The following is a 21,730-nucleotide window of genomic DNA, read 5'->3' on the forward strand; positions in this document are numbered from 1 at the left end:
GGTTCTTAGAACACCAGGAGATTGCCCCCGTAGGTTAGCCCGGAGCCGAATCCTATGGTCAGGACTGTTTGGCCGCGCGTTAGAATCCCTTTAGAAATCATCTCGTCCAGAGCAATGGGAATGCTGGCGGCGCTGGTATTGGCGAAGCGGTCCATGTTCATGAAGAACTTTTCCTCCGGCCAGCCGGTGCGCTTACAGCTGGCTTCTATAATCCGGCGGTTTGCCTGGTGGGGGACTACGTGATCGATCTGGTCGAAGGTCAGGCCGTTAATCTCCAGGAGTTCTTTGATGGTGTCGATGATCGCCTGGACTGCAAAAATGTAGACCTGCCGCCCATTCATGGAAAGGTACAGCTCCTCTTCCGGGGTTTCGCCGGGCACGAAGGCCTTGCGGGTGCCCCCTGCCTTGCGGAGGAGATGCTCCACCCCGCTTCCCCGGGATCCCAGAACCGACCGCATGATCCGGGAGCTCGAGCCCTCGGGGCTGGGGCTGACCAGGGCGGCGCCTGCCCCGTCGCCGAAGAGTACGCAGGTGGACCGGTCCTTCCAGTTTACGATTTTACTGTACACCTCCGCGCCGATTACCAGGACGTTCCGAGCCGATCCTGATTCGACGTAATTCCGGGCGGTTTCCAAGGCATAAATGAATCCTGAGCAGGCGGCAACCATGTCCACCGCTCCGGCCTTTTCTATCCCAAGGCGGTCCTGAACAACGCAGGCCGTGGAGGGTAGGCCGATATAGTCGGGGGTCGAGGTTGCTAATAGGATCAGGTCTATGTCCTGGGGGTCGATGGCTTGACCGTCCGGGGATAACAGTGTTCCGCGTTCCAGAGCCGCCCGGGCCGCGTGGACGCCCAGATCGCTGGCGGCTTGTTCGGGCTCTGCAATTCGCCGTTCTCTGATGCCCGTGTGGCTGAAAATCCACTCATCCGAGGTGTCTACCACCTTGGCGAGGTCGTTGTTCGTCATTATCCGCCGGGGCAGATATGCGCCTAAACTTCTAATATAGGCATTCACTGTATGCTCCTTACCGTGCTTACTTCATGTCGGAGAGAATATTACTCCGGTTTTCCGCGTATTTCCGAATGAAGGTCTGGAAATCCTCTATGCGGATATCGCTGCTTATTGGACCGGGGAAGGTTTCTTTTGCTTGGTCAAAATTTTCTGCTGTAACGAAATGAGGAATCGGTGTTGCACCATGAAGGCGGTTTAGCCTCTGCAGGATGATGAACGCATCGGCCATATCTCCAAAGTACAGGGTTCCCTGTTCGTCTTCTCCGAAGCCGTACGCATAAATTGTATCGGTTATTTCTACCTCTGCAAAGGCGGTGCCCGAAACCGGTACGGCAACTGGCAGGTCAGGTATGGTGGCATCGGATAGAAGAATGTCCAAGGCCGCATCAACGGTGCCTTCGGCGGGATATTGACTGCGATTCTGGGTGTTGTTGGTGGGCCAGGGTGAATGGAAGGTTATATGCGCCACATCTCGGTATCCCCGGCGGTGGAGAATCCGGGCAAACTGGTACTGGTCAGGGTACCCAAGACCCTCCATCTGTTCGGTGTACATCCTCAGATCAACCTCCGGCATGGCCTGTTCCCGGGTGGTGTACGCCAAAACCGTTGAATCCGGATGATCTTCCAGGTACCCTGTCAGGGTGTCGGCCATAGCCAGGTCGGGTATGCCCGGTTCTAGGATCGTTCTGACCTTGGCTGGATCCTTCATGTCATCTTCGGAGGAAATTTCTGAGTAGTTCTGGCGGATGTTCAAGCCCAGGATCCGGAAGGATTGGGCCCTGGCGCTCTCCCTCTGGCGTACTACCCAGCCTGCTTTAAGAACCTCCAGGTATTCTTGGTATCCCCAGAGGGGCAGCCGGTTAAAAAGAAGCTCCTTGGCCTTCTCCTGGTCAAACTCCGGAGCGGATAGCAGGGCATCGATGGCGTCTTGATCCTCGGCGAGGAGAAAATACACACCCAAGACATCGGCTCCACCCTGATCCACCGCCTGGGGTAGGGTCTGGGCAAGGAAAAGAGGTTCCTCTTTCAGGCCGCCGAGTTCGCTGAGGTAGACTACATCATGGGTTTGCAATGCATCTATGAGGAAGTCCTGGGCGTTTTCTCCCCTGGTCCGGATTACCCGGGCATACTCCTGGGCGTTCTCAGGCTTCACCCCTGGTCGGAATACGCTGGGAGGGGTGAACCATCCGAAGGGATCAATAAAGACCAGGGCGGCAAAGATGATGAGTCCGATGACCGTCAGCCGATATTTGCTATTGCTCTTGGGTTGTGTCGGAGTTTTTTCCATGGCCAGTACTATATACTGGTTGTGGGGCTTGAATCCACCCGGAAATAATGTAATTATTGAATCAAATTCAGGAATACGCCTTCCCACGGGACAATCTTAGGGTGTATGGTCTGAAGGGTAAAAAAAAGCAGCTTGGTATGAAAATGTTTTTTTCTCCCAGCTGCCAAAGTTACCGTAAAATCTCCACCAAGAGGAGCTTACCATGATGTTACAAGGAAAAACCGCGGTTGTTACCGGGGGATCACGGGGTATCGGACGAGAAATCGTCCTGTCGTTTTTGCACCAGGGCGCAAGTATTTACTACTTGGACCTCCAGGAGGGGGAATACCTCGGGGAGTACCAGAAGCTTGCCCAGGAGCACGGTGCCCAGGCCTTCTTCAAAGAGGCCAATGTTGCCGATGAAGAGCGGGTAAACCAGGTGTTTGATGAGATAGCCAAAGAGGCCGGCAGCATCGATATTCTGGTGAATAACGCCGGTATTACCCGGGACACCCTGATATTCCGGATGAAAACCGAAGACTGGAAGTCGGTACTGGATGTGAATCTGTCCAGCGCCTTTTACTGCAGCCGGGCGGTGAGCCGTCAGATGATCAAACAGCGGGGCGGTTCGATTATTAATGTGGCTTCCATCGTCGGGGTGATTGGAAACGCCGGTCAAACCAATTACTCGGCATCCAAGGCAGGCCTCATCGGTCTGACCAAGAGTCTTGCCCGGGAGGTTGCAAGCCGGGGTGTACGGGTGAATGCCGTTGCTCCCGGATTTATCGTTACGCCCATGACGGATAAGCTGAACGAAGAGCAAAAAGGGGCGCTGTATTCCCAGATTCCCCTGGGAAGGTTGGGAGATCCCGAAGAGGTCGCGAAGGTGATTCTCTTTCTCGCCTCCGACCTGTCCAGCTATGTAACCGGTGAGGTGCTAAAGATTACCGGCGGATTGGGAATGTAATAGCTACGAGGCCATTCCGGTCCGGAGGGAACTGCCAAGAACCCTCCCGGACCGGGGTGGTATTTTTTATTGCTGTGGAGGCACTGTATGGCACGACGGGTTGTTATCACCGGCATGGGCACGGTGAATCCCCTGGCTCATAACACCGATGATTTCTGGCAGGCAATTAAGGCCGGGAAGAGCGGTATTGGGCCCATTACGAAGTTTGACACCACCAATCACGCCACGAAAATTGCTGGGGAGATCAAGAATTTTGATGTGCGAAACTATCTTGATCGGACCGAGGCCCGGAAGATGGAGGCCTTTTCCCATTATGCAGTGGTTAGCGCCCTGGAAGCCTGGCGGGATTCGGGATTAACCGACGGGGATGTGGATCCTATTAAGGTTGGAGTGATTCTCGGTGTCGGTTTCGGGGGATTTGAAACCCTGGAAAGCGCCTACAAGAGCCTGATGGATAAGGGACCCGGCCGGGTTCCTCCTATGACGATTCCGAAACTGATTTCGAATATCGGACCCGGGAATATCGCCATAACCTTAAACGCCCAAGGCCCCAGTTACTCCCTTGCTACCGCCTGTGCGTCGGGTACGGATGCCATAGGACATAGTCTTCGGTCCATACAAGACGGGGTTACCGATGTGGTAATTACCGGCGGGGTAGAGGCCGTCATCACGACACTGGGGATTGCATCCTTCAATGTCATTCATGCCCTGTCTACCCGGTACAATGATACCCCGGAAAAGGCCAGCAGACCCTTTGATAAGGATCGTGACGGGTTTGTCATGGGAGAAGGATCCGGCATTTTGATTCTGGAGGAGCTGGAACATGCCAGGGCACGGGGTGCTAGAATCTACGCCGAGGTTGTGGGTGTGGGGGCTACCACGGATGCGAACCACCTGACTGCACCCCATCCCGAGGGTAGGGGGGCGATTCAGGCTATGCAGATGGCGCTGAACACAGCAGGGGTCTCGCCCCAACAGGTGGATTATATCAATGCCCACGGAACATCGACGCCCATCAACGATCCGGTGGAGACCAAGGCAATAAAGGCGGTCTTTCAGGACCACGCCTACTCCCTGAAGGTGAGTTCAACCAAATCCATGACCGGCCATTGCATCGGGGCTGCAGGGGCCATCGAGGCCATCATTTGTGCGAAGTCCATTGAGGATCAGTTTTTCCCGCCCACCATCAACCTGGATAATCCCGATCCGGACTGCGATTTAGACTACGTCCCTCACCGGGGATACCACGGGCCCATCGAATATGCTATGTCCAACAGTTTGGGCTTCGGCGGACATAACGGTGTACTGTTATTGAGGAAGTTCCGGGATTAAGAACCATGCGAGCTTTTACGCACGAGGGAGGGAGTTCGGCTGCTGTCAGGATGTTCTGGGGGCGGCCGGATAGTATGTGCGAAGTACCCTGTAGGGTGCACCGGGCATGGTGGGACTGTGGAACAGCAAGCCCGGGGTGAAGGCCGTGTCCATGGCACTTGCAATAGACTTATGCAATTGGCCCTTAGAATCACCGTAAAAACCTAGGCAGGTCATCCGGCAGCCTAGGCTTTTTTTTATTATACTAGTCAGCATCGGAGGTGGCAGAATGAAGCGATCCATTATTACCCTGGTTCTTGCCGGTTTGCTAGTCTTGGCGGCTGCGTCGCTGTTCTTGGATAGCCAGGGGAATTTTTCCCTGCTCTATGAAGGGAAACGGCTCATGGGACTTTTTGCCATGGTGCTACTCACCTTCCAGGTGTTTCTGGCCTCCCGACTGCCGCTTCTGGAGCGAGGATTCGGTCAGGATCGGCTGCTTGGCTACCATCGGCTGGTGGGAATCGGGGTACTGGTTACCGCCCTCATTCACGGCGTTTTTGATATTATCTTCCAGCTGAGCGTCTACGGAAGTTTAATGCTCTATTTTCCCGGCGATCTTCCTAAGTTACTGGGAAGTTTCACCCTGGTGCTGTTGCTCTTGGTAGCCATTCCGGCACTTCTGCGGGGTTCCATTGCGATTTCCTATGATTCGTGGCGGAGAATTCACCGGATCGGTTTTTTCTTGGTGCCCCTGATGCTCATTCATAGTTTGGTACTTGGGACAACCATTCGGTACCAGCCTCTGGCTCTGGCCCTCTGGATCGGTTGCGCTGGCTTGTACGGGGTTTCTCTCGGATATCGGTTGGTTATCCAGATTCGGAAAAACCGCGATCCCTACCTGGTGGAATCTGTTCACCGGGAGACCCACGATGTAGTGAGTATCCGTGCGGCAGGCAAGCGCAAGGACTTCCTCCCCGGGCAATTTATGCTGGTTCAGATTAAAAAGGCCGGCAAAAAGAGCCCGGTTCACCCTTTTACTATCAGTGCCCCTCCATCTTCTGAGGAGCTGCGTTTTTCAGTGAAGGCTATCGGTGATTTCTCCGGAGAGGATATTCCCGATCTCACTGTTGGTGATGAGCTGGTTCTCGAGGGGCCCTACGGCTGGTTCAGCCATGTGAGGTTTCCCTTGTCCGCCCCGCTGCTGTTCATTGCCGGGGGAATCGGTATTACACCCTTTCTGAGTATGCTGGCTTTCTTGGCTGAGCATGATCCTGATCGCCGTGTCATGCTGGTGTGGGGAAACAAAGAACCGAAGGATGCGGGGTTCCAGGATGAGTTAGTGCGCTATAAATCTTCCATGCGGGCCCTGTCCGTGTTGCATGTATTTTCTCATTCTACAGATAATCATGAGGTCTTGTCCGATCCCTGGGTTTCAGGTTTTGTGACCACTGAACTTTTAAACACCCGGCTTACCGATTTGGACTCATGGGGTGTAATGCTCTGCGGCCCCCCGGTGATGATGAAGAAACTGGTTCCTGATCTTTTGGCTGCCGGGGTGGAAAAAAAGAACCTCTTATATGAGCGCTTTGATTTTTAAAAGGATTCCGTAGTGCGCAAAAGGTTGTAAACGACACCAGATATAGGGGAGCATCCCATAAGTCCACCCATGGGTGGTGTCCCCGGGGTACAATGTTACAACCTTTTGCGCACGATGAAAGGATTCTGATCCGCGAAGGATTGTGACGGTTCCCCTCCGCGACACCGCATCTGGGACCAAAAGCGCTATCAGTGACCGGGACTGCATGTGACCGGGGCCGACCGCCGCGGAGTGGTACCAGAACACAAAGGGTAGTGCTTAATAAAGATTTGGGTTGAACCCCCGGGTAAAGCGTATTATTTTTGTCAGAAATACAAGAAGCCGGTGGAGGAAGATGGGTGTTGCCATGCCTTAGGCATTGGGGGCGCATGGTTTCTGGCACCGGCGGAACAAGGATGGTGCTATGAACCGAAAGGGATTACTGTTTATTCTTACACTTAGCCTAATACCGGCATCGCTCAGCTTCGGACAGACGGGCCTCGGGGCGGCGGCCTCCCAGGCTGAGATTACCGCCCAGGGTTACGACTATTTCAGCTCCCAGGGATATAACCTTGGCATTAAGGTTCAGGGGGAAGCTTTACAGGTGTACATGAGCGCCCCGACTACAGGCTGGCTGGCTGTGGGATTTAATCCCTCCCGGAGGATGAGAGACGCAAACATTACCATAGGGTATGCGAAAGACGGCGAGCTTACGATTCGTGATGATTACGGCATTGCGGATACCATGCATGGTCCTGATACCGCCCGGGGGGGCAGTGATGATGTTACCCTCCTGGCAGGGGGTGAGGCCGCCGGACGCACATGGTTCGAGTTTCAGATTCCCCTGGACTCCGGGGATTCCATGGACAGGGCCTTGGAACGGGGAAAAACCTACCCGGTTATTTGGGCCTTCGGTCCGAATAACCGAGATGATTTCCGGACGGTTCATGGCCGGCGGGGTTCATTCAGAATTACTATACCCTAATAGGAGGTTGTATTGACGTTATCACGGTTGTTCTCAAGAATTTTTTATGTTCTCGGTATCGTGCTTATCGGTGTCGGGGGGGCAGTACTTGTTCAGAAGCTGGTTTTTCAATCCAGCAGTGTGCAGACCATGGGTCTCGTGGTGGATGTGCGGGTGGTTCAGAACCAGGTACTGTTTATGGACGATGGCACAGGCTTTCATTACTATCCCACGGTGGAATTCTCCGCCAATGACGGCCGGGCCTACCGCTTCGAATCCCCTGCCGGGGTAACCTCGGTTTCCTATGAAAAGGGGCAGGAGGTGCCGGTGTTGTACCGTACCCAAGATCCCGGTGATGCTATGATCGCCACAACCTGGGGACTCTACGGTCTGCCGATTATTTTCGGAGGTACTGGGGTATTGTTTGTTCTCTTCGGTTTGGTGGCCCAGCGTGGCTTTGATAAAAAGAAGTACTGAGGCTAGGCTGCCGGAGAAACGACGAGGATGCAAGGTTGCAATAAAAAAGGCCCTGATTGCTGATACACAGCATCGGGCCTTTTTCTTACTTTGTTAATTACTCCCGTATTGAGCTGGTTACGCCGCGGGATGGTACGGCTCGTTGGTGATGGATCGTGGTAGATATGACCTACCAAATTCCAATCAGACTTTGAGATTAGCGTTTTTTAGCGCTGTTGTTCCGCTCTTCTACAATCTCTTCAATTTTGTTTGAAAGAGCCTGAATATCGATGGGTTTTGCCATAAACGCATCTGCACCTGCTTCGGTAATGGCTGCCTCTGTGGATGCATCTCCAGAAATACCGACAATTACCGGCTGGGCAATTCCCGTATCATCACGAAGAGATTTACAGAGCCGTACGCCGTCCACCCCGGGAAGATCCACATCTAGAATGATGAGATGAGGCTTCTTCTCAGCGCTGAGCTTACCGGCCTCAAATCCGTCGAAGGCTTGGTAAATGGTATAATCTTCGTTGATTATTTCCAAGCCCTTCTTGATGCTGTCATTCAGTTCCCGCTCGTCATCAACGATCAGGACTGTATCAATGGAGAGCTTGTCCTCAAGAAATTTGTGTAACTCATCAGGCATCCTCATTCCACGTTCGGTAAGGAAGCTGATAAGGTCCTCGGAGTAGACCCGGTACTGACCACCCGGGGTCTGAAATGCCTGCAAGTAGCCATTTTTAATCCAATTAATTGCAGTTTGGTTGACCACACCGCAAATATTGGCTACTTCGAGAGCAGAGAAAATACGAATCTTTTTGTCTGTTCTTGCCATAGTCCCTATCCTTTCTTAATATCCTACCTACATACTAATAAAAAATTGTCTAATTTGTCAATCAAAATTTTAAGTGAATTGGCAATCCTGTTATTTTTTCGATCTCCCGTGCACTTCGCCGAATAACGGCCATGGAGAATCCCCGGGAAAGAAGCTTTTTCGGTAATTTTTCGCCATCTACATTTCTAGCTGATAGCTGTTTGGCGGCATCAAGGCATAAGCGGTATTCTAAATCGGGTTCTTCTTCGAACATGGCCGTTATGATGCTGCGGGCCGTGGCCTTGTCCACGCCCCGTTGCACGAGGCCCATGGTTAGGAGGGTTGTCGATTCGGGATGTTTCCGCAGGCGACCGCGTATCCAATCCTCAGAATACCGACTGTGGCTGATGATCTTTTGATCTACAGCACGATTCAGAGCATGATCCCTGGATTCTCGGGAAAAGCCCTTTTTAATAAGACGGAGCTCAAGTTCCTTTCGGGTATACTCCCTGCGGGCTAAGAGATCAAGGATCTTCTGATAGGCTAGGTGTTCTTCGCTCCGGGTTTGAAGGGATTGAACCGTCTCAGCCTCGAGCACTACCCCTGGGCGAAGGCCGTATTCCCGGGCAAGAGCGGGTGGGCATAAAAAAGAGGAACCCTCCACGACCTCCACACGGAGGGCGGGAACGGTTCCTCTTGTTTTATGAATCGAACGGATAACCAGATTATCGCTTGGAGAACTGGAACCGCCGTCTTGCACCGCGTTGTCCGTACTTTTTCCGTTCAACCATACGGGGATCCCGGGTCATGAACCCGTTAGCCCGCAGACTGCTGAGGTTTGTTTCATCATAGGCAACCAAAGCTCTTGAAAGCCCGTGCCGTACCGCTTCAGCCTGACCTGCTTTACCGCCGCCCCGTACCGTTACTACGATATCGAACTTCGTAAGGGTATCGGTAACATTCAGGGGTTGGTTTACCACGAAAAGCATCTCGGGGCTATCAAAATACTGGTCAGCGGCTTTTCCGTTAACCGTAATAGCGCCCGATCCCTGACGAAGGTAAACCCGGGCAACAGATGTTTTTCTTCTGCCAATTGCATTTGAAAGATTCTTAACCACGTTTTACTCCTGGTCCTAAATTTCGAGTGGAAGGGGCTGCTGAGCAGTATGCGGATGATTAGGTCCTGCATACACCTTAAGATTCTTGAAGAGCTTTCTTCCAAGACGATTCTTAGGCAGCATACCGCGAATAGCCCTTTCAAGGGGGAAGGTTGGTTTCTTAGCCAACATATCCTTGAGAGGCGTAGTGGTGAGACCGCCGGGATATCCACTGTGTCGGTAGTATTTCTTTGCTGAAAGCTTATCTCCGCTTACAACAACCTTTTCTGCGTTTACAATTACCACATAATCACCGCACTCCTGGTGGGGGGTGTAGTATGGCTTATTTTTGCCCCGGAGAACAAACGCCACCTCGGAAGCAATTCTTCCCAGCGTTTTTCCTTCCGCATCGACGATGTACCACTTCCGGTCAAAGTCTTTAGGCTTAACAAATATCGTTTCCATGTAATGCGCCCTTTAAATAATATTCATGTTTCATGATCAGACATCCCCAATGGGATGCTCCGAACCTCTTTTTGATACTTCGGAGGTATGAGGTGCTAACCGAGGATACACCGGGGAAAGGAGTGGGCCACTCGGAAATTCCTCATGATCCCCAACAAATCAGGAGCAGTGATTAGTCGGGGATGCCGAAATATCGGAACAGTAGGGGCTGCCGGCCTCTACTGTTCTTCAGACTGAGCAGCATCTTCCTTCGCTTCCTCAGCCTCTTCTTTTTTAGCTTCAATTCGGTCCTTAATATCCGCAATCCCGATAAACACGGCGATCAAACCGATGAAAAGTGCAAATACTGGCACACCGCCCTTCAGGAAATTGAGGATTTCATCCCACCATGCGAGGGGAGGGAAAGCAGAAAATACTGCAAATCCTATAAAGACAATTCCTACAATCAATGCGACCATTTCATCCTCCAGTTAGTGTACAGGTTGTATCATGAAAGCGGAAAACCGCTGAAAAGTCAAGGGACTCTAGGGAGTCAGCGGTAAAAGTAATCCTGCCTCATTTGCTCATGCCCCAGGGAATCCCAGCGACTTTTACCTCCGTCTCCGGGCGGCGATGAAAAAGCCGATGAAGAAGAACAGAAAGGGGAGGCTTTTTAGAACCCCCTCAGCGATGAGCCTGGGGGTTCCCTGGAGCACCACCGACTGGATGATTCCGAAGAATGAGAGCAGATCGTACACGATGCCGCCGAAAAGCAGGACCATGCCTAGAATCACCATCATCCACGCTGGATCCCTGGTCCGTGACCAAAGCAGAATGGCAGTAAAGGTTGCCGCCCCCGAAAAGACCATGCGGATGAGCAGTTCGATCAGAAAGGCAGTCATGCCGGCACCTCCTGAAACAGGGCCTTTAGTCTGTCCCATTCTCCCTTGGAGGCATGGGCCGGAAGGATACTCACCCCCCCCCAGTAGGGGTTAAAAACAAATTTTTGGGCCCTGGCCGCCTTGTACCATGCAAAGTACTGGCCTTGATCCAGCCGGGGAATCAGGTACCGTCCGGAGCGGTGAAATCCTGGAGTATGCAAAGATTCCGGCGGGGGCACCTGGGATCGATCGCGGTTCTGGCCCCGGGGGCGGTGTTTCGCCTCGGGTTTTATCTCCGGAGAGAAGAGGGCTAATCCCAGGAGCATGGCCTCAATTTGGATTGGTGAGGCCCCGGGGCTGGAGATTGCTTTCAAGAGGGGATGCTGCTTCCGAACCATGAGAATCTGACCGAAATACCCTGCGAGCTGGGGCAGGATCGGGAGGATCAGCCCGGTTCCGGGGGTCGGGGTATCGGGTCGGTGGAAGGCTATCTCCTGGTTTTCCGGTGTGGCAGTGGGCTGCCAACGGCTGAATGCATAATCGTCTAGGGTGATTCCAATGCTTTGTAGGCCGAGGACTGCGGCTTCCTGACTGGGAAATATCCGGGGCTCATATTCCGGATAGAATGCCGTTAACCCCTTCGTAAGCCGGAGGAAGAGGGAATTCGGCAGGGGACCGAAGAGCTTGGTGCTGATTCGGTTTTTAATAGCCTGGGTGAACCCGGCGGGAGAGTGGCCACGGTAGGCGAGGCCGTTGTTCTGCCATAGATCCAGATAGCGGGTGCCATCCGGAGCGTAGAAATAGAACCCCCGGGCCCGTTTTACGGCGGGAAGCCGGAAAAGCCGTTCATGGGGAACCCCCGGGGTATCGGGATCTTGTATCATTGAATTTTCTCCAACCCTGAGTATTTCGGGATAAACTGACCGCTCCGGCCCGTTTCAAATTGAACGATGACGACCTCGTTGTCACCGTTTTCCCAGGCTTTGACGACCTCGCCGGATCCGTAATCGTCATGGTACACCCGGGTTCCCTTGGGGAAGGTGAAGCTGTTCCGGGTTTGGGGTGATGACGGGCCGCGTCGGACTGTAGTATGGGCTGCCGGGTAGCCTCGAGGGACCGCGAACCGGGTTTGATCATCAATTTCCCGGAGGTGTTCGGGAATTTCAGAGAGAAACCGGGAGGGCATGGTATCGACGATCCGGCCGTGAATACGGCGGCTGCGGCAGCTGGTGAACAGTACCTGCTCCTGGGCCCGAGTAACAGCAACGTAGAAGAGTCTGCGCTCCTCTTCGATCTCCTGCTCATCCTCATCGGAACGGGGGAAGAGCCCCTCTTCCATGCCCGTTATAATCACCTTGGGAAATTCCAACCCCTTGGTATTATGCATTGTAATAAGGGTAACGCCGTTTTCTGATTCGGTGTCCCGGCTACGGGCGGCATCTAACTCCACAGCTTCGAGGAATTCCGTGAGCCCTTCCGGGGTGTTCGAATACAGGCTGGCGGCATTAACCAGTTCCTCAAGATTCTGGACCTTCTGGGTTCCGGCTACCGTATCCTGCTGGGCATGGTATTCGGCCAATCCGGATTCTCGGATCACCGTCTCGACCCAGGCTGCCAGGGTTTCGCCCTTCTCTGGGGGCTGGGATAGGGTGGTGACCATGGCGAGAAAGGATGCGATGGATTTCTTGGACCGCGGGGAAACCTCGGGTACGGTGTATTCTGTGGCCAGGAGCAGGTTGCCCCTGGCCGGCCCGAGGCGCTCCAGGATTTTTGCAAGGCTGGAAGCGCCTATACCCCTGGCGGGTTTGTTTATAATCCGCCGGAAGGCGACTTCGTCTTTCGGGTTGGCCAGAAATTTGAGGAATGCGATGCTGTCCTTGATTTCCTCCCGTTCGTAGAAGCGGAGTGTCCCTACAATGCGGTAGGGGATTCCGGCCTGGAGGAACGCGGTTTCAAACAGACGGCTTTGGGCATTGGTCCGGTAGAGGATGGCGGTGTCGGACAGGGGGGTGCCGGTTTCAATTTCGGTCTGCAACAGCTTGGTGGCAAGCTGAGCCTCGGATTCTGCATCGTCTAAAAGAAAGATGCGGGGCAGTTCTCCCTTACCCTTGGCGGTCCACAGGACCTTTCCCAAGCGGCCTTGATTGTTGGCCACTACGGCCCCGGCTAACTCAAGAATATGGCCGGTGGACCGGTAGTTTTGTTCCAGTCGAATGACATCCGTGCCGGGAAATTGCTGGGAAAATTCGAGAATATTCCGAACCTCCGCCCCCCGAAACCGGTAAATGGACTGGTCATCATCGCCTACCACACAGATATATGCCTCCGGGCCGGCCAAGGCGCTGAGCAGCTTGAATTGGGCACTATTCGAGTCCTGGTACTCGTCCACCAGGATAACCCGGAACCGGTGGTGCATTCGTTCCTGAACCTCGGGATGCTGGGTGAGCAGCTCCGTGGTGCGTAGAATGAGATCGCCGAAATCAGCGTTGCCGATTTCGCGGAGACGTTTTTCATAGGCCTGGTAGGCCTGGGGAAATTCCGGATCGTGGGATATCTGTTCCAAGGGGTCATGGGGTCCCAGGCCGAAGTCTTTCGCTCGGGAGATTTGGTTGGATAGTCCCCGGAGTTGACTGCGGTTTGTTTCGGGATACAAGCTATGCAGCAGGGTCAGCTGGTCATCGTCATCGTAGATGGTAAACTGTGAAGCCATAGAAAGCAGAGCTGCATTACGCCTGAGTAGCCAGGAGCCGAAGCTATGAAAGGTTTTTATCAGAACCTGGCCGGCTTGGGGGGTAAGAGACGCAGCCCGGAGCTGCATTTCCTGGGCCGCCTTATTAGTAAAGGTTACCGCCAGGATTGATCGGGGATCCACCCCCATGTGTTCAATAAGGTAGGCAATTTTCCCGGTTATAACCCGGGTTTTTCCCGAACCGGCACCGGCCAGAATGAGGAGGGGATTTCCTGTGTGGGTTACCGCCTGGCGTTGAACCTCATTCAGGCCCTGAATAAAGGCATCGAGACTGGTATTAGGCTGTTGAGCAGACACCATGATCCTCCCTCAGCGGATCAGCCCGGAGGCCACTGAAGTCGCCGTCCTCCGAGGATGTGGGCATGGAGGTAGGGTACCTCCTGGCCGCCGTTACTTCCCGTATTAAAAACCACCCGATATCCGTCGGTCTCCAGGCCGAGGTTTTGGGCTAGGGAGCTTACACCGGTGATGAAGTCAGAGACTACCCGGGGATCCTGGGTTTTCAGGTCCGCGAAACTCACCATCCGTGTTTTTGGAATAACAAGGATATGCACCGGGGCCTGGGGATTGATGTCCCGGAAGGCGAGAATGTGCTCATCCTCATGGACAACATCTGCCGGGATTTCTTTCCGGAGAATTTTATCAAAAATTGTATCTTCCATGGGAGTAGTTTACAGGGCTTGGGCTATCAGGTCTACGCCGTTTCTCTTTTTGATGGTCACCGGTACAACCATGCCGGGTTTGAGGTGTCCCGGGGGGGCGGGGAGAACCGTGAGACCGTCCACATCCGGAGCCTGGAAGGGAGTCCGGCCTAGGGCGGCAGCGGCTTGGCCATCCCGTTGGGGAACCAGGTCTTCGATAATCATGCTGCTGGGAGAACCGATAAACCGGTCAATCCGGGAATGCATGATGGGAATCTGACGGTCTTCCAGGAGGTGTTTTCGGCGCAGGGCTTCTTCCGGGGGGATTTGATTGCCCATGGCCGCCGCCCGGGTTCCCTCCTCCCGGGAGTAGGCAAATACGCCCAGCCATTCGATGCGCGCCCTATCCTGAAAATCCATGAGTTCCCCCAGGTCATCCTGGTCCTCACCGGGAAATCCGGTGATGATACTGGTGCGGATAACAGCCTGGGGAAGGCGCTCCCGAATCCTCTGGATTAGTTCAAGGTTAGATTCTTTTGTACCCGGCCTGCCCATGGCCTTGAGTATTTTCGAAGAAGCATGCTGCATGGGAATATCGAAGTAGGGAAGGACCCGGGGGTCCTGATTACAGATCTCCAGAATCTCAAGGGGAAAGTGTTCAGGGTAGATGTACAGAAGCCTGATCCAAAAATCTCCGGGAAGCTCCAGCAGGGACTTTACCAGGGCCGGGAATTCGCCCCGGCCTGCTGGACCGCGGTCCCGCCCGAAATCGCTGAGATCCTGGGCGATGAGGTTGAGCTCTTTTATTCCCCGGCTCAAGAGCCCCCGGGCCTCCTGGGTGACGTCTTGAATTGTCCGGCTCCGGAGGGAGCCTCTGATTAGGGGGATGGCGCAGAAGGAACAGCGGTTCCGGCAGCCCTCGGAAATCTTAAGGTAGGCAGATCCGGGATAGGATAACAGCCTCGTTCTGTGCCGGGAATCAAATTCCGGGGCGGGGAGCTCCGGATTCGGTCCATAGGATGCCCCGGGAATAAAGACCCGCTGACCCCGGGGTAGGCGGTCTTCGAGAAACTCGGCGATACGTTGTACGGAATGGTTGCCGAACACCCCCTCCACCTCGGGAATGTCTTGGGAAAGATCCTCCGGATAGCGCTGAGCGAGGCAGCCGGTTAGGATTACCTTGCTTTCGGGGTAGTCCCGGAGATACTCCATGGTTACCTCAATACTCTCCTCCTTGGCGGGTTGGATGAACCCGCAGGTATTGATGAGGATGTACTGGGCATCTCCGGCCTGGTCCGTCAGCCTCCAGCCGCGGTCTTCCAGGCGGGATATCATGATCTCAGCGTCAACCTGGTTTTTAGCGCATCCGAGGTTTTCGAGGAAAAAGGTTGGATGTAGTTCTTCCATAGTAGGCTTAGTACATAGGGATGAGTTCAAGCCGGTTGGCTTGGGATCCCGGGGTTTGGTTCCAGGCGATCATGGCGGCGGTGGGTTCCCCACTGGTGCCAAGCCGGACAGCCTGACCGTTTACGTCGATGCCTGAGGCCCCTGCGTTGCTGGTCCATATCCGGATCCACTGAGCGGCCGAGGATTCCAGGATGTCTCCGTCTTCAAGGTACCGCTCCTGGGTGCGTCCCTGGTCGTCCATGGTTCTGATCAGCACCGGGGCGGAAGGCCTGGCGATGAGCCTGATTGCCGAGGGGGACGGCTGTTCCAGAATGGTCCGGCTGGATTGCACCCGGCCCGGCAGGGTTGTGCGGCCGAGGTTCGGGGCGTCCTCCGGCGGATTACTGCCCGGAAGAAACTCAGTTCCGGTCTGCTGCTCTGCCAGGAGATCCGAGGGGGCATCCGAGGGCAGCTGGATAAAGCGGTCGATGCGGATCACCGACTGGGGGGAATCCCCTTCCTGGGCGGTATTGCCCTTGGTTTGAATTCTGATGTCATCCTCGCCGTCTCTGTTCAGGTCGATTAACGCGGCATCCATCGTAGATAGGCGGAAATCACCCCCGGGGGATGAAAAAAAAATCTCCTGGTCGGTGATGGTTTCCAGGAGGATGGTCTGTTCCAGGTTTTCCAGACTAACCCGGATTTGATCGCCCTCGGAGAACAGCTGTTCAAGAATTTCTCCCGTGAAGGCGATAGTCCTGCCCTGGTCCCCGGTAGCGGGGGCTTGTACACCCTGGATGGGTTGGGGTTCGGGGGCATCGGAATCATTTAGAAGCAGAACCGCGGCAATACCGCCGGCGACTATCAGGATGAAGGCTAGAATAAAGATGATCTTTCCCCAGGGTCTCGATTTCGGGTAGAGCAGCTCCTCCACCGGGGAGGGGTTTTCCTGAAGTTGCATATTCTTGTAGAGGGTTACCATTTCTCCCTCGTTAAGGCCGAGGTAGTTGGAATAGTTCCTGAGGAAACCGAGAAGGTAGGATTCTCCGGGAAAGATGGTGAAATTCTCCTCTTCCAGGGCCTCGAGATAGCGCTTGGTAATATGGGTGTCTCTGGCTACCTGTTCAATACTGTAACCGCGCTCTTCCCGGTTGGTGCGGAGTTTATCACCGATTGATTCCATTCCTGCTGTTCCTCCCTCTGGTTCTGCTTAGTTCGTACCGAATAAAAAGTTGTTGAAATTATTGGACGAGGACGGAGATTCGTATCTGAATCGGGCGTCCGGGATGTTTTGGTTTGTCCGTATGTTGGTAAAGGTAAGAATTACCCGGCGCCGGTCCCCGGTGAGACCTGATATGCGGCGGATCATTTGATCAGAATCGATGGAGAGCTCAATCTCCCGGAATCCCTCGTTGGTATTTTTCCACTGCAGCAGAAGTTTGACCACCGGTTCGCTGGAGCCCCGGGGGTTTTCTTCCAGATTATCCAGGGGTACGGGGTTCGGGCTGTCCAGGAAGGCGATAGTGTAGTTCCGGCGTAGGAGATCCAATCCCTGGGCGGTGGCTATACCGCCGGGTGAGGTCGTGCTCAGAGGATCCAGCGCCTGGTTCAGGGTTACATCGTAGCGCGGCACGTAGATTTGCAGAACCGATCCGTCGCTTACCAGGACTTGTTCCTCTGGATCTGTAAAGTCTATCCGTAGGAGGTTGGGTTCTTTGTAGTAGATCTGGCCTTCCATGCGCTCGGATTCTACCTGGAGCACTAAATCAGCAACATAGTCGTTGAGATCGCGGTAATTTGCAGCTACCTGGTCAAAGTACATGGGTGCCGTAATAATGGACTGGGCAGCCAGGGGTGAAAGCAGGACCAGGAGGAGTGCGCTGAGAAATAGTCGGGCCGGGAGGGTTCGTTTCATATTCATGACGTAGGTCTCACTATTCCGAAAAGCGCTAGGCTTGTCAATATATTGCCTCTTTGGTGTATTTACCCTAGGATTGCCGAGAATTAACGAGGAGTAGAACATGGTAAAGATTGTATCACTTGGCGGGTCTATTGTCGCGCCTGACGGGGTGGATGCCGAGTTTGTCCGGTCGTTTGTGGATGAGGTCCGCAGCTACCTGGGGGAGGATGATCGGCGTAGATTGATATTAATCGTCGGCGGGGGGGCTCCTGCACGGAGGTACCAAGAGGCGTACCGTGTGCTGACCGGCGGGGAATGTTCGGAGGACCAGGACTGGGTGGGTATAATGGCAACCCGGTTGAATGCGGAACTTGTGCGCGCCGTGTTTCACCATGAGGGGTTGTGTGATGATCCGGTGGTGACTGATCCCACGGCTCCGGAGGTGAGGTTCAGCGGCAGGGTGTTGGTGGGGGCCGGTTGGAAGCCTGGTTTTTCTACGGATTTTGATGCGGTGAAACTTGCCGAACGCTACAGCGCTGATACGGTTATTAATTTGAGCAATATCGAGCAGGTTTATACTGCCGACCCCCGGATCGATGCTGATGCGGTTCCCCTCAGTTCTATTTCCTGGAAGGATTTTACGGCCTTAGTGGGCGAGGACTGGAAGCCGGGGAGCAATCTGCCCTTTGATCCAGTAGCAACCAAGCAAGCCCGTCAGCTGGGACTGAAGGTGGTCGCTGCAGGGGGGCGAGATCTGGCAAACATTGGGAAGATTCTCCGGGATCAGGAATTTTTCGGTACCAAGATCGGCGGTTAGTATAGAAGAAACCGAGATGGGGTTGGGGGTTAGGACGGTTGACGGTCCCATTCAGCTAAGAGGTTCCGCAGCCGATCTGTCTGAGGTTGCAAAGTTCCCGGGGGAATAATTGAAAAGAGGTTACTGGCTGCCAGGCTTAGGGTGTAGGGGTCCTGAATGGTTCCGAGAAGCTCCAGGGCAGCGTCTGTTTGGCCGGTCCGGGCCAGGGCCAAGGAGGCGTTGAGCAGGCTCTGATCCCGCTGGTTCTCCAGGGTGTTGAGGGTGGCCACCAGCCGGTCCGAGAGCATCTGGCGCTGTTGGGTGGCGGCCTGATCCTGAGAACCGCTTTCCTGGGCGAGGGCTTCTAAGGCCCGGGAGAGGGCGCTCGCTCGAACCGCCCCGGACTGGATACGGGCCAGCAGGGCGGTGGCGGCGTCCGTAATCCCCAGCCGAGAAGCCAGAACAAACAGATCTGCCTTTCCGAAATCGTCCAGAAGCGCTGGGTTCTGCTGCAGCTCTTGGATCAACTGCTCTACATAGTATTGGGCGATCAGCGGGTCGTTGTTTTCCAGGTATAGCCCGGCAATACGCAGGGTGGTGAGGGCTTGGGTCTGCAGGGCCTGAGGCCCGGGGATTTGCCGGGAACGCTGCAGGACCTGCTGGAGAAAAATTTCCGCTGCAAAGGGTTCACCCTGTTCAAAATAGTATTCCGCCAGATAGAGAGAAAGCTCCTGCTGTTCCGTGGTTTGGGTAAAATACTGGATGTATTCTCCCGTCTGCCCGGCATACCCCATGGGAATGAGATCCTGAATGCCCTGACGGACGGTTTCTTGCTGAGCAGGTGTGAGGGTGTCTATAGCAAGCTCCTCCAGGATTGAGTAGGCTTTTTCGGCGTAGCGCAGGGCTTCCTGACTATCCTGCTGCTCCTGGAACCTCAGGGCGATCTGGGCGTATGCCTGGAAGCGATCCGCAGGGTGGGGAATGGCTGATGCCCCTGCTAATGCTTGTTGAAGAAGAACTCCGGCGCGTTGCCCGGACCCGAGCTGCTGGTATTCCCGGGCTGTCCGGGTTAAAAGGCGCACCCTGAGGGTATAGTCCTGAATGAGATATATCCGCTGCACAGCCTGACGCAACAGGGGATATCCAGCTGTGCCGGTGTTAAACAGAGCGTAGATTAGGTCTTCCAGGATCTGTACTTCCCGCCCCTGGGCCTCATCAGGATTGAATAGGGGGAAGACTAGATCTGCAGCCTGTTTCAGCAGGCTGAGGGCTTGCTCCGCTGCCTGATATCCGAGAAAATCACCGCTCAGGGCTGAAAATAGTTCAGCTCGGCGTAGGGCTGAATCGATCTCCTGGGCCATCCCAATACTCTGCTGGAGAGAATCAAATCCGATTTCACGTCCTTGCGAGAGCTGGGTGGTATTTTGCTGTAACTGGTCATCCCCGGGAGCCCACCGGTCCTGGGCCACTAAGGCTTCCTGGGCGATTCGGCTCAGGGCGAAGACCCGGGAGTAGGTGTCGGGAATGGTATCCGCTGCAATGCGGGCAAGGACCAGGAGGCTGGGTTCGTAATTCTGCCAGGGAAACGAGGGGATAGGTGCAGCTCGGCGGCTGACCGGAGTGGAGGCGCATCCCGAGAGTACGAGGATAGTGAGGAGAACCAAGAATCTACGCCGATGGTTCAGCGGTGGTGAGGGCCCGGGCTGCATGGGATCACTCTATCAGGTTTGCCGGACAATTTGAATCTATTCATACCCCGGGCCTAGAAGAATAATCTATCCGGGAACGATACTCATTCTGCCTTGGTGGTAGAGGAGCCGGACCTGGGCCTTTTTAAGTCCTAGGTCGGCCACGGTTTTGCTATTCAAGATGACCGTATTATGTGCGACCTCGTTTTTCAGATAAATGATGCCGGAGAGGGCCGGGATGCTTCCCGTTCCGAGGGACTCTTCGGTGGCGCCCAGTTCCAACATAATGGGATACTGGGTTGTCATGAGGCCGAGGTCAAAGCCGTCGTTGGGATTTATATGGATATCGGCAACGTCCTGATGCCGGTCTGAAATAACCCGTAGGGGGGCACTTCGCTTCATTTTCAGACTCCTGGGTATGGTGTTATCCTAAGGGTAGGCGGGATTTTGGGTAAGCGCAAGAAAAACCTGGTGCATGTTTCCCGGCGGGATTGTCAGACCCCGGGTTTTCGTCTACACTTCCAACCTGCAGAGAAACAGGCCGGCGTGGCGAAATTGGTAGACGCGCTAGACTCAAAATCTGGTGGGGGCAACTCCGTGTCGGTTCGAGTCCGACCGCCGGTATTCTGTTTTCATACCCTGCAATTACATCGAGGCGATTGCCTAGAGCGTTTCGCAGGATCCTTGAAGGTATGATTCTTCGGGTTTCAAGGCCACATCCCGCCGCCCCTCCCTAACACAAGACTGTACCTCATGGAACATCAATCCCGAGGCAAATTCCGGGGTTCCCAGGTCTTCAGCGCCTTTTATAGGGTGTAAAAAGGTTGTTCCTTTGCACCCCGGCGAAACCACCCCCGGGTGGACTTATAGGTTGCTTCGCTATATCCGGTGTGGTTACCAACCTTTTGCGCACTAGGAGTGCCATCCTCACCTATATCACTATCTCGTGATTCAGGATCCATTCCCGGGTACCGGAGGGTGCCATCCCATCGCTGCCGGTACCTTGGCGCATGGTTGGGTGTAGTTATTACGTTCTTGACAGACCATTCTTCTTCGGTATAAAACATACCAACCAGTATGTATGTTTGAGGGGAAGATATGGGACGCGGAGAAGAAAGCAGGGAACGAATCTTAGCCATTTCTCTGAAGCTGTTTATGAAGATGGGTTATCGGGGTACCAGCCTGGCGGATATATGTAAGGCCACAGGTCTTACCAAGGGAGCCTTGTATCATCATTTTTCCGGAAAAGATGACCTGTATGTGCATGCCCTGGATAGTTTTTTCCAGTATTCCCGAGTTCCACGGTGGATGACCGACCAGACCCTGAGCCTGCGGGATCGCATTCACCAAGGGTTTAAGGAGCTGGATTCCAGTAAGGCCTGGATTATGGATACGGTGGGAAGCAGCCAGGACGATGCCATTCTGCAGTTCTATTCGTTCCTCTATGAGGCTACTCGGCGCTGCCCGGAGTATCAGCAGCGCTTGGACGAATATGATCGCATGAAACACCAGGCCCTAGCCGATGTATTTCGGAAGGCTCAGGAAACCGGGCAGCTCCGGAAGGATATTGATCCTGAGGCCACGGCTATTGAGCTTGATGCGCTTTTACAACAGCTGCTGTACCTGCGGTTTGTAAACCACCGGGTGCGGATGGATGATTTTTTATTGGAACAGATGGTGGAAAATTACTGGCGGCGTCTTGTTCCGCTGGAACATGACATCTCCAAGGATTCCCGGGGGCTGCCGGGTTAAGCGGGGACGTCTTTGAGGCGTGGGG

Annotated in this window: 23 protein-coding genes and 1 tRNA gene; 8 read left to right on the plus strand and 16 right to left on the minus strand. The window is 54.3% G+C overall.

The features are described 5' to 3' along the window. Positions 1 to 5: 5 nt before the first annotated feature. Positions 6 to 1,016, minus strand: coding sequence for a beta-ketoacyl-ACP synthase III (locus DC28_RS09695; RefSeq protein WP_037548040.1), 1,011 nt, complete (start codon positions 1,014 to 1,016; stop codon positions 6 to 8). Between the two features lie 19 nt (positions 1,017 to 1,035). Further along, entirely contained in the window at positions 1,036 to 2,301 is a 1,266-nt protein-coding gene (locus DC28_RS09700) for a hypothetical protein (protein WP_156104648.1), read from the minus strand. 202 nt (positions 2,302 to 2,503) lie between these two features. Between DC28_RS09700 and fabG the strand changes: the two genes are divergently transcribed. The 5 genes from fabG (at position 2,504) to DC28_RS15630 (ending at position 7,575) form a co-directional block, all read left to right on the plus strand. Continuing rightward, positions 2,504 to 3,247, plus strand: coding sequence for a 3-oxoacyl-[acyl-carrier-protein] reductase (fabG, locus tag DC28_RS09705; protein WP_037548042.1), 744 nt, complete (start codon positions 2,504 to 2,506; stop codon positions 3,245 to 3,247). Positions 3,248 to 3,334: 87 nt separating this feature from the next. Further along, a complete protein-coding gene (fabF, locus tag DC28_RS09710; protein ID WP_037548043.1) occupies positions 3,335 to 4,579 on the plus strand; it encodes a beta-ketoacyl-ACP synthase II in 1,245 nt (414 codons plus the stop codon). Positions 4,580 to 4,847: 268 nt separating this feature from the next. Continuing rightward, positions 4,848 to 6,155: a ferredoxin reductase family protein gene (locus DC28_RS09715; RefSeq protein WP_037548044.1), complete on the plus strand. Its 1,308-nt coding sequence runs from the start codon at positions 4,848 to 4,850 to the stop codon at positions 6,153 to 6,155. 403 nt (positions 6,156 to 6,558) lie between these two features. Beyond that, positions 6,559 to 7,119, plus strand: coding sequence for a DOMON domain-containing protein (locus DC28_RS09720; RefSeq protein ID WP_052078727.1), 561 nt, complete (start codon positions 6,559 to 6,561; stop codon positions 7,117 to 7,119). 12 nt (positions 7,120 to 7,131) lie between these two features. After that, positions 7,132 to 7,575: a DUF3592 domain-containing protein gene (locus DC28_RS15630; protein ID WP_081942114.1), complete on the plus strand. Its 444-nt coding sequence runs from the start codon at positions 7,132 to 7,134 to the stop codon at positions 7,573 to 7,575. 196 nt (positions 7,576 to 7,771) lie between these two features. Here DC28_RS15630 and DC28_RS09730 read toward each other — a convergent pair whose 3' ends face one another. The 12 genes from DC28_RS09730 to DC28_RS09785 form a co-directional block, all read right to left on the minus strand. Then, positions 7,772 to 8,392 (minus strand): response regulator, encoded by a 621-nt coding sequence (locus tag DC28_RS09730; protein WP_037548045.1) that lies wholly within the window; start codon positions 8,390 to 8,392, stop codon positions 7,772 to 7,774. A 61-nt stretch (positions 8,393 to 8,453) separates the two neighbouring features. Continuing rightward, positions 8,454 to 9,158 carry a regulatory protein RecX gene (locus DC28_RS09735; protein WP_162180220.1) on the minus strand — a complete coding sequence of 235 codons (705 nt, stop codon included), beginning with the start codon at positions 9,156 to 9,158 and terminating at the stop codon, positions 8,454 to 8,456. Continuing rightward, on the minus strand, positions 9,097 to 9,489 hold the full coding sequence (rpsI, locus tag DC28_RS09740; protein ID WP_037548047.1) for a 30S ribosomal protein S9: 393 nt from the start codon (positions 9,487 to 9,489) through the stop codon (positions 9,097 to 9,099). The genes DC28_RS09735 and rpsI overlap by 62 nt, the downstream gene beginning before the upstream one ends. 15 nt (positions 9,490 to 9,504) lie before the next feature. Then, on the minus strand, positions 9,505 to 9,933 hold the full coding sequence (gene rplM, locus DC28_RS09745; RefSeq protein ID WP_037548048.1) for a 50S ribosomal protein L13: 429 nt from the start codon (positions 9,931 to 9,933) through the stop codon (positions 9,505 to 9,507). Positions 9,934 to 10,151: 218 nt separating this feature from the next. Further along, positions 10,152 to 10,391, minus strand: a complete 240-nt coding sequence (locus tag DC28_RS09750; protein ID WP_037548049.1) for a hypothetical protein — start codon at positions 10,389 to 10,391, stop codon at positions 10,152 to 10,154. A 132-nt stretch (positions 10,392 to 10,523) separates the two neighbouring features. Beyond that, on the minus strand, positions 10,524 to 10,814 hold the full coding sequence (locus DC28_RS09755) for a hypothetical protein (protein WP_037548050.1): 291 nt from the start codon (positions 10,812 to 10,814) through the stop codon (positions 10,524 to 10,526). Further along, on the minus strand, positions 10,811 to 11,677 hold the full coding sequence (locus DC28_RS09760) for a hypothetical protein (protein ID WP_037548051.1): 867 nt from the start codon (positions 11,675 to 11,677) through the stop codon (positions 10,811 to 10,813). Before DC28_RS09760 ends, DC28_RS09755 begins: the two co-directional genes overlap by 4 nt. Further along, complete coding sequence (locus tag DC28_RS09765) at positions 11,674 to 13,842, minus strand: ATP-dependent helicase (protein ID WP_052078729.1); 2,169 nt, start codon at positions 13,840 to 13,842, stop codon at positions 11,674 to 11,676. Before DC28_RS09765 ends, DC28_RS09760 begins: the two co-directional genes overlap by 4 nt. A gap of 17 nt (positions 13,843 to 13,859) precedes the next feature. Then, a complete protein-coding gene (locus tag DC28_RS09770) occupies positions 13,860 to 14,204 on the minus strand; it encodes a histidine triad nucleotide-binding protein (protein ID WP_037548052.1) in 345 nt (114 codons plus the stop codon). A gap of 9 nt (positions 14,205 to 14,213) precedes the next feature. Further along, positions 14,214 to 15,590 (minus strand): 30S ribosomal protein S12 methylthiotransferase RimO, encoded by a 1,377-nt coding sequence (rimO, locus tag DC28_RS09775; protein WP_037548053.1) that lies wholly within the window; start codon positions 15,588 to 15,590, stop codon positions 14,214 to 14,216. A 7-nt stretch (positions 15,591 to 15,597) separates the two neighbouring features. After that, positions 15,598 to 16,752 (minus strand): helix-turn-helix domain-containing protein, encoded by a 1,155-nt coding sequence (locus DC28_RS09780; protein ID WP_037548054.1) that lies wholly within the window; start codon positions 16,750 to 16,752, stop codon positions 15,598 to 15,600. A gap of 27 nt (positions 16,753 to 16,779) precedes the next feature. Beyond that, positions 16,780 to 17,484 carry a LolA family protein gene (locus DC28_RS09785; protein ID WP_156104649.1) on the minus strand — a complete coding sequence of 235 codons (705 nt, stop codon included), beginning with the start codon at positions 17,482 to 17,484 and terminating at the stop codon, positions 16,780 to 16,782. Positions 17,485 to 17,590: 106 nt separating this feature from the next. Here DC28_RS09785 and pyrH point away from each other — a divergent pair, with 106 nt between their 5' ends. Then, on the plus strand, positions 17,591 to 18,286 hold the full coding sequence (gene pyrH, locus DC28_RS09790; RefSeq protein ID WP_037548056.1) for a UMP kinase: 696 nt from the start codon (positions 17,591 to 17,593) through the stop codon (positions 18,284 to 18,286). Between the two features lie 29 nt (positions 18,287 to 18,315). On the opposite strand, the gene DC28_RS09795 is transcribed toward pyrH, so the two are convergent. Beyond that, the gene (locus DC28_RS09795; protein ID WP_156104650.1) at positions 18,316 to 19,974 is read right to left on the minus strand and encodes a hypothetical protein; all 1,659 of its coding nucleotides are present in this window, start codon (positions 19,972 to 19,974) and stop codon (positions 18,316 to 18,318) included. A gap of 66 nt (positions 19,975 to 20,040) precedes the next feature. Next, entirely contained in the window at positions 20,041 to 20,355 is a 315-nt protein-coding gene (locus DC28_RS09800; protein ID WP_052078730.1) for a hypothetical protein, read from the minus strand. Positions 20,356 to 20,493: 138 nt separating this feature from the next. On the opposite strand from DC28_RS09800, the gene DC28_RS09805 reads away from it, so the two are divergent. Together DC28_RS09805 and DC28_RS09810 are read left to right on the plus strand one after the other, a co-directional pair. Next, positions 20,494 to 20,577: transfer RNA gene (locus DC28_RS09805), tRNA-Leu, on the plus strand. 474 nt (positions 20,578 to 21,051) lie between these two features. After that, positions 21,052 to 21,705 (plus strand): TetR/AcrR family transcriptional regulator, encoded by a 654-nt coding sequence (locus tag DC28_RS09810; protein WP_037548058.1) that lies wholly within the window; start codon positions 21,052 to 21,054, stop codon positions 21,703 to 21,705. Positions 21,706 to 21,730: the final 25 nt, after the last annotated feature.

The organism is Spirochaeta lutea, from assembly GCF_000758165.1.
GTDB lineage: Bacteria > Spirochaetota > Spirochaetia > DSM-27196 > Salinispiraceae > Spirochaeta_D > Spirochaeta_D lutea.

Excerpts from the sequence above, each read along its gene's own strand:
- fabG (WP_037548042.1), top strand. The coding sequence starts at position 2,504 with ATGATGTTACAAGGAAAAACCGCGGTTGTTACCGGGGGATCACGGGGT.
- DC28_RS09785 (WP_156104649.1), bottom strand. The coding sequence starts at position 17,484 with ATGAAACGAACCCTCCCGGCCCGACTATTTCTCAGCGCACTCCTCCTG.
- DC28_RS09720 (WP_052078727.1), top strand. The coding sequence starts at position 6,559 with ATGAACCGAAAGGGATTACTGTTTATTCTTACACTTAGCCTAATACCG.
- DC28_RS09760 (WP_037548051.1), bottom strand. The coding sequence starts at position 11,677 with ATGATACAAGATCCCGATACCCCGGGGGTTCCCCATGAACGGCTTTTC.
- fabF (WP_037548043.1), top strand. The coding sequence starts at position 3,335 with ATGGCACGACGGGTTGTTATCACCGGCATGGGCACGGTGAATCCCCTG.
- DC28_RS09715 (WP_037548044.1), top strand. The coding sequence starts at position 4,848 with ATGAAGCGATCCATTATTACCCTGGTTCTTGCCGGTTTGCTAGTCTTG.
- DC28_RS09700 (WP_156104648.1), bottom strand. The coding sequence starts at position 2,301 with ATGGAAAAAACTCCGACACAACCCAAGAGCAATAGCAAATATCGGCTG.
- DC28_RS09810 (WP_037548058.1), top strand. The coding sequence starts at position 21,052 with ATGGGACGCGGAGAAGAAAGCAGGGAACGAATCTTAGCCATTTCTCTG.
- DC28_RS09755 (WP_037548050.1), bottom strand. The coding sequence starts at position 10,814 with ATGACTGCCTTTCTGATCGAACTGCTCATCCGCATGGTCTTTTCGGGG.
- rplM (WP_037548048.1), bottom strand. The coding sequence starts at position 9,933 with ATGGAAACGATATTTGTTAAGCCTAAAGACTTTGACCGGAAGTGGTAC.
- DC28_RS09770 (WP_037548052.1), bottom strand. The coding sequence starts at position 14,204 with ATGGAAGATACAATTTTTGATAAAATTCTCCGGAAAGAAATCCCGGCA.
- DC28_RS09780 (WP_037548054.1), bottom strand. The coding sequence starts at position 16,752 with ATGGAATCAATCGGTGATAAACTCCGCACCAACCGGGAAGAGCGCGGT.
- DC28_RS09765 (WP_052078729.1), bottom strand. The coding sequence starts at position 13,842 with ATGGTGTCTGCTCAACAGCCTAATACCAGTCTCGATGCCTTTATTCAG.
- DC28_RS09800 (WP_052078730.1), bottom strand. The coding sequence starts at position 20,355 with ATGAAGCGAAGTGCCCCCCTACGGGTTATTTCAGACCGGCATCAGGAC.
- DC28_RS09795 (WP_156104650.1), bottom strand. The coding sequence starts at position 19,974 with ATGCAGCCCGGGCCCTCACCACCGCTGAACCATCGGCGTAGATTCTTG.
- pyrH (WP_037548056.1), top strand. The coding sequence starts at position 17,591 with ATGGTAAAGATTGTATCACTTGGCGGGTCTATTGTCGCGCCTGACGGG.
- rimO (WP_037548053.1), bottom strand. The coding sequence starts at position 15,590 with ATGGAAGAACTACATCCAACCTTTTTCCTCGAAAACCTCGGATGCGCT.
- DC28_RS09750 (WP_037548049.1), bottom strand. The coding sequence starts at position 10,391 with ATGGTCGCATTGATTGTAGGAATTGTCTTTATAGGATTTGCAGTATTT.
- DC28_RS09730 (WP_037548045.1), bottom strand. The coding sequence starts at position 8,392 with ATGGCAAGAACAGACAAAAAGATTCGTATTTTCTCTGCTCTCGAAGTA.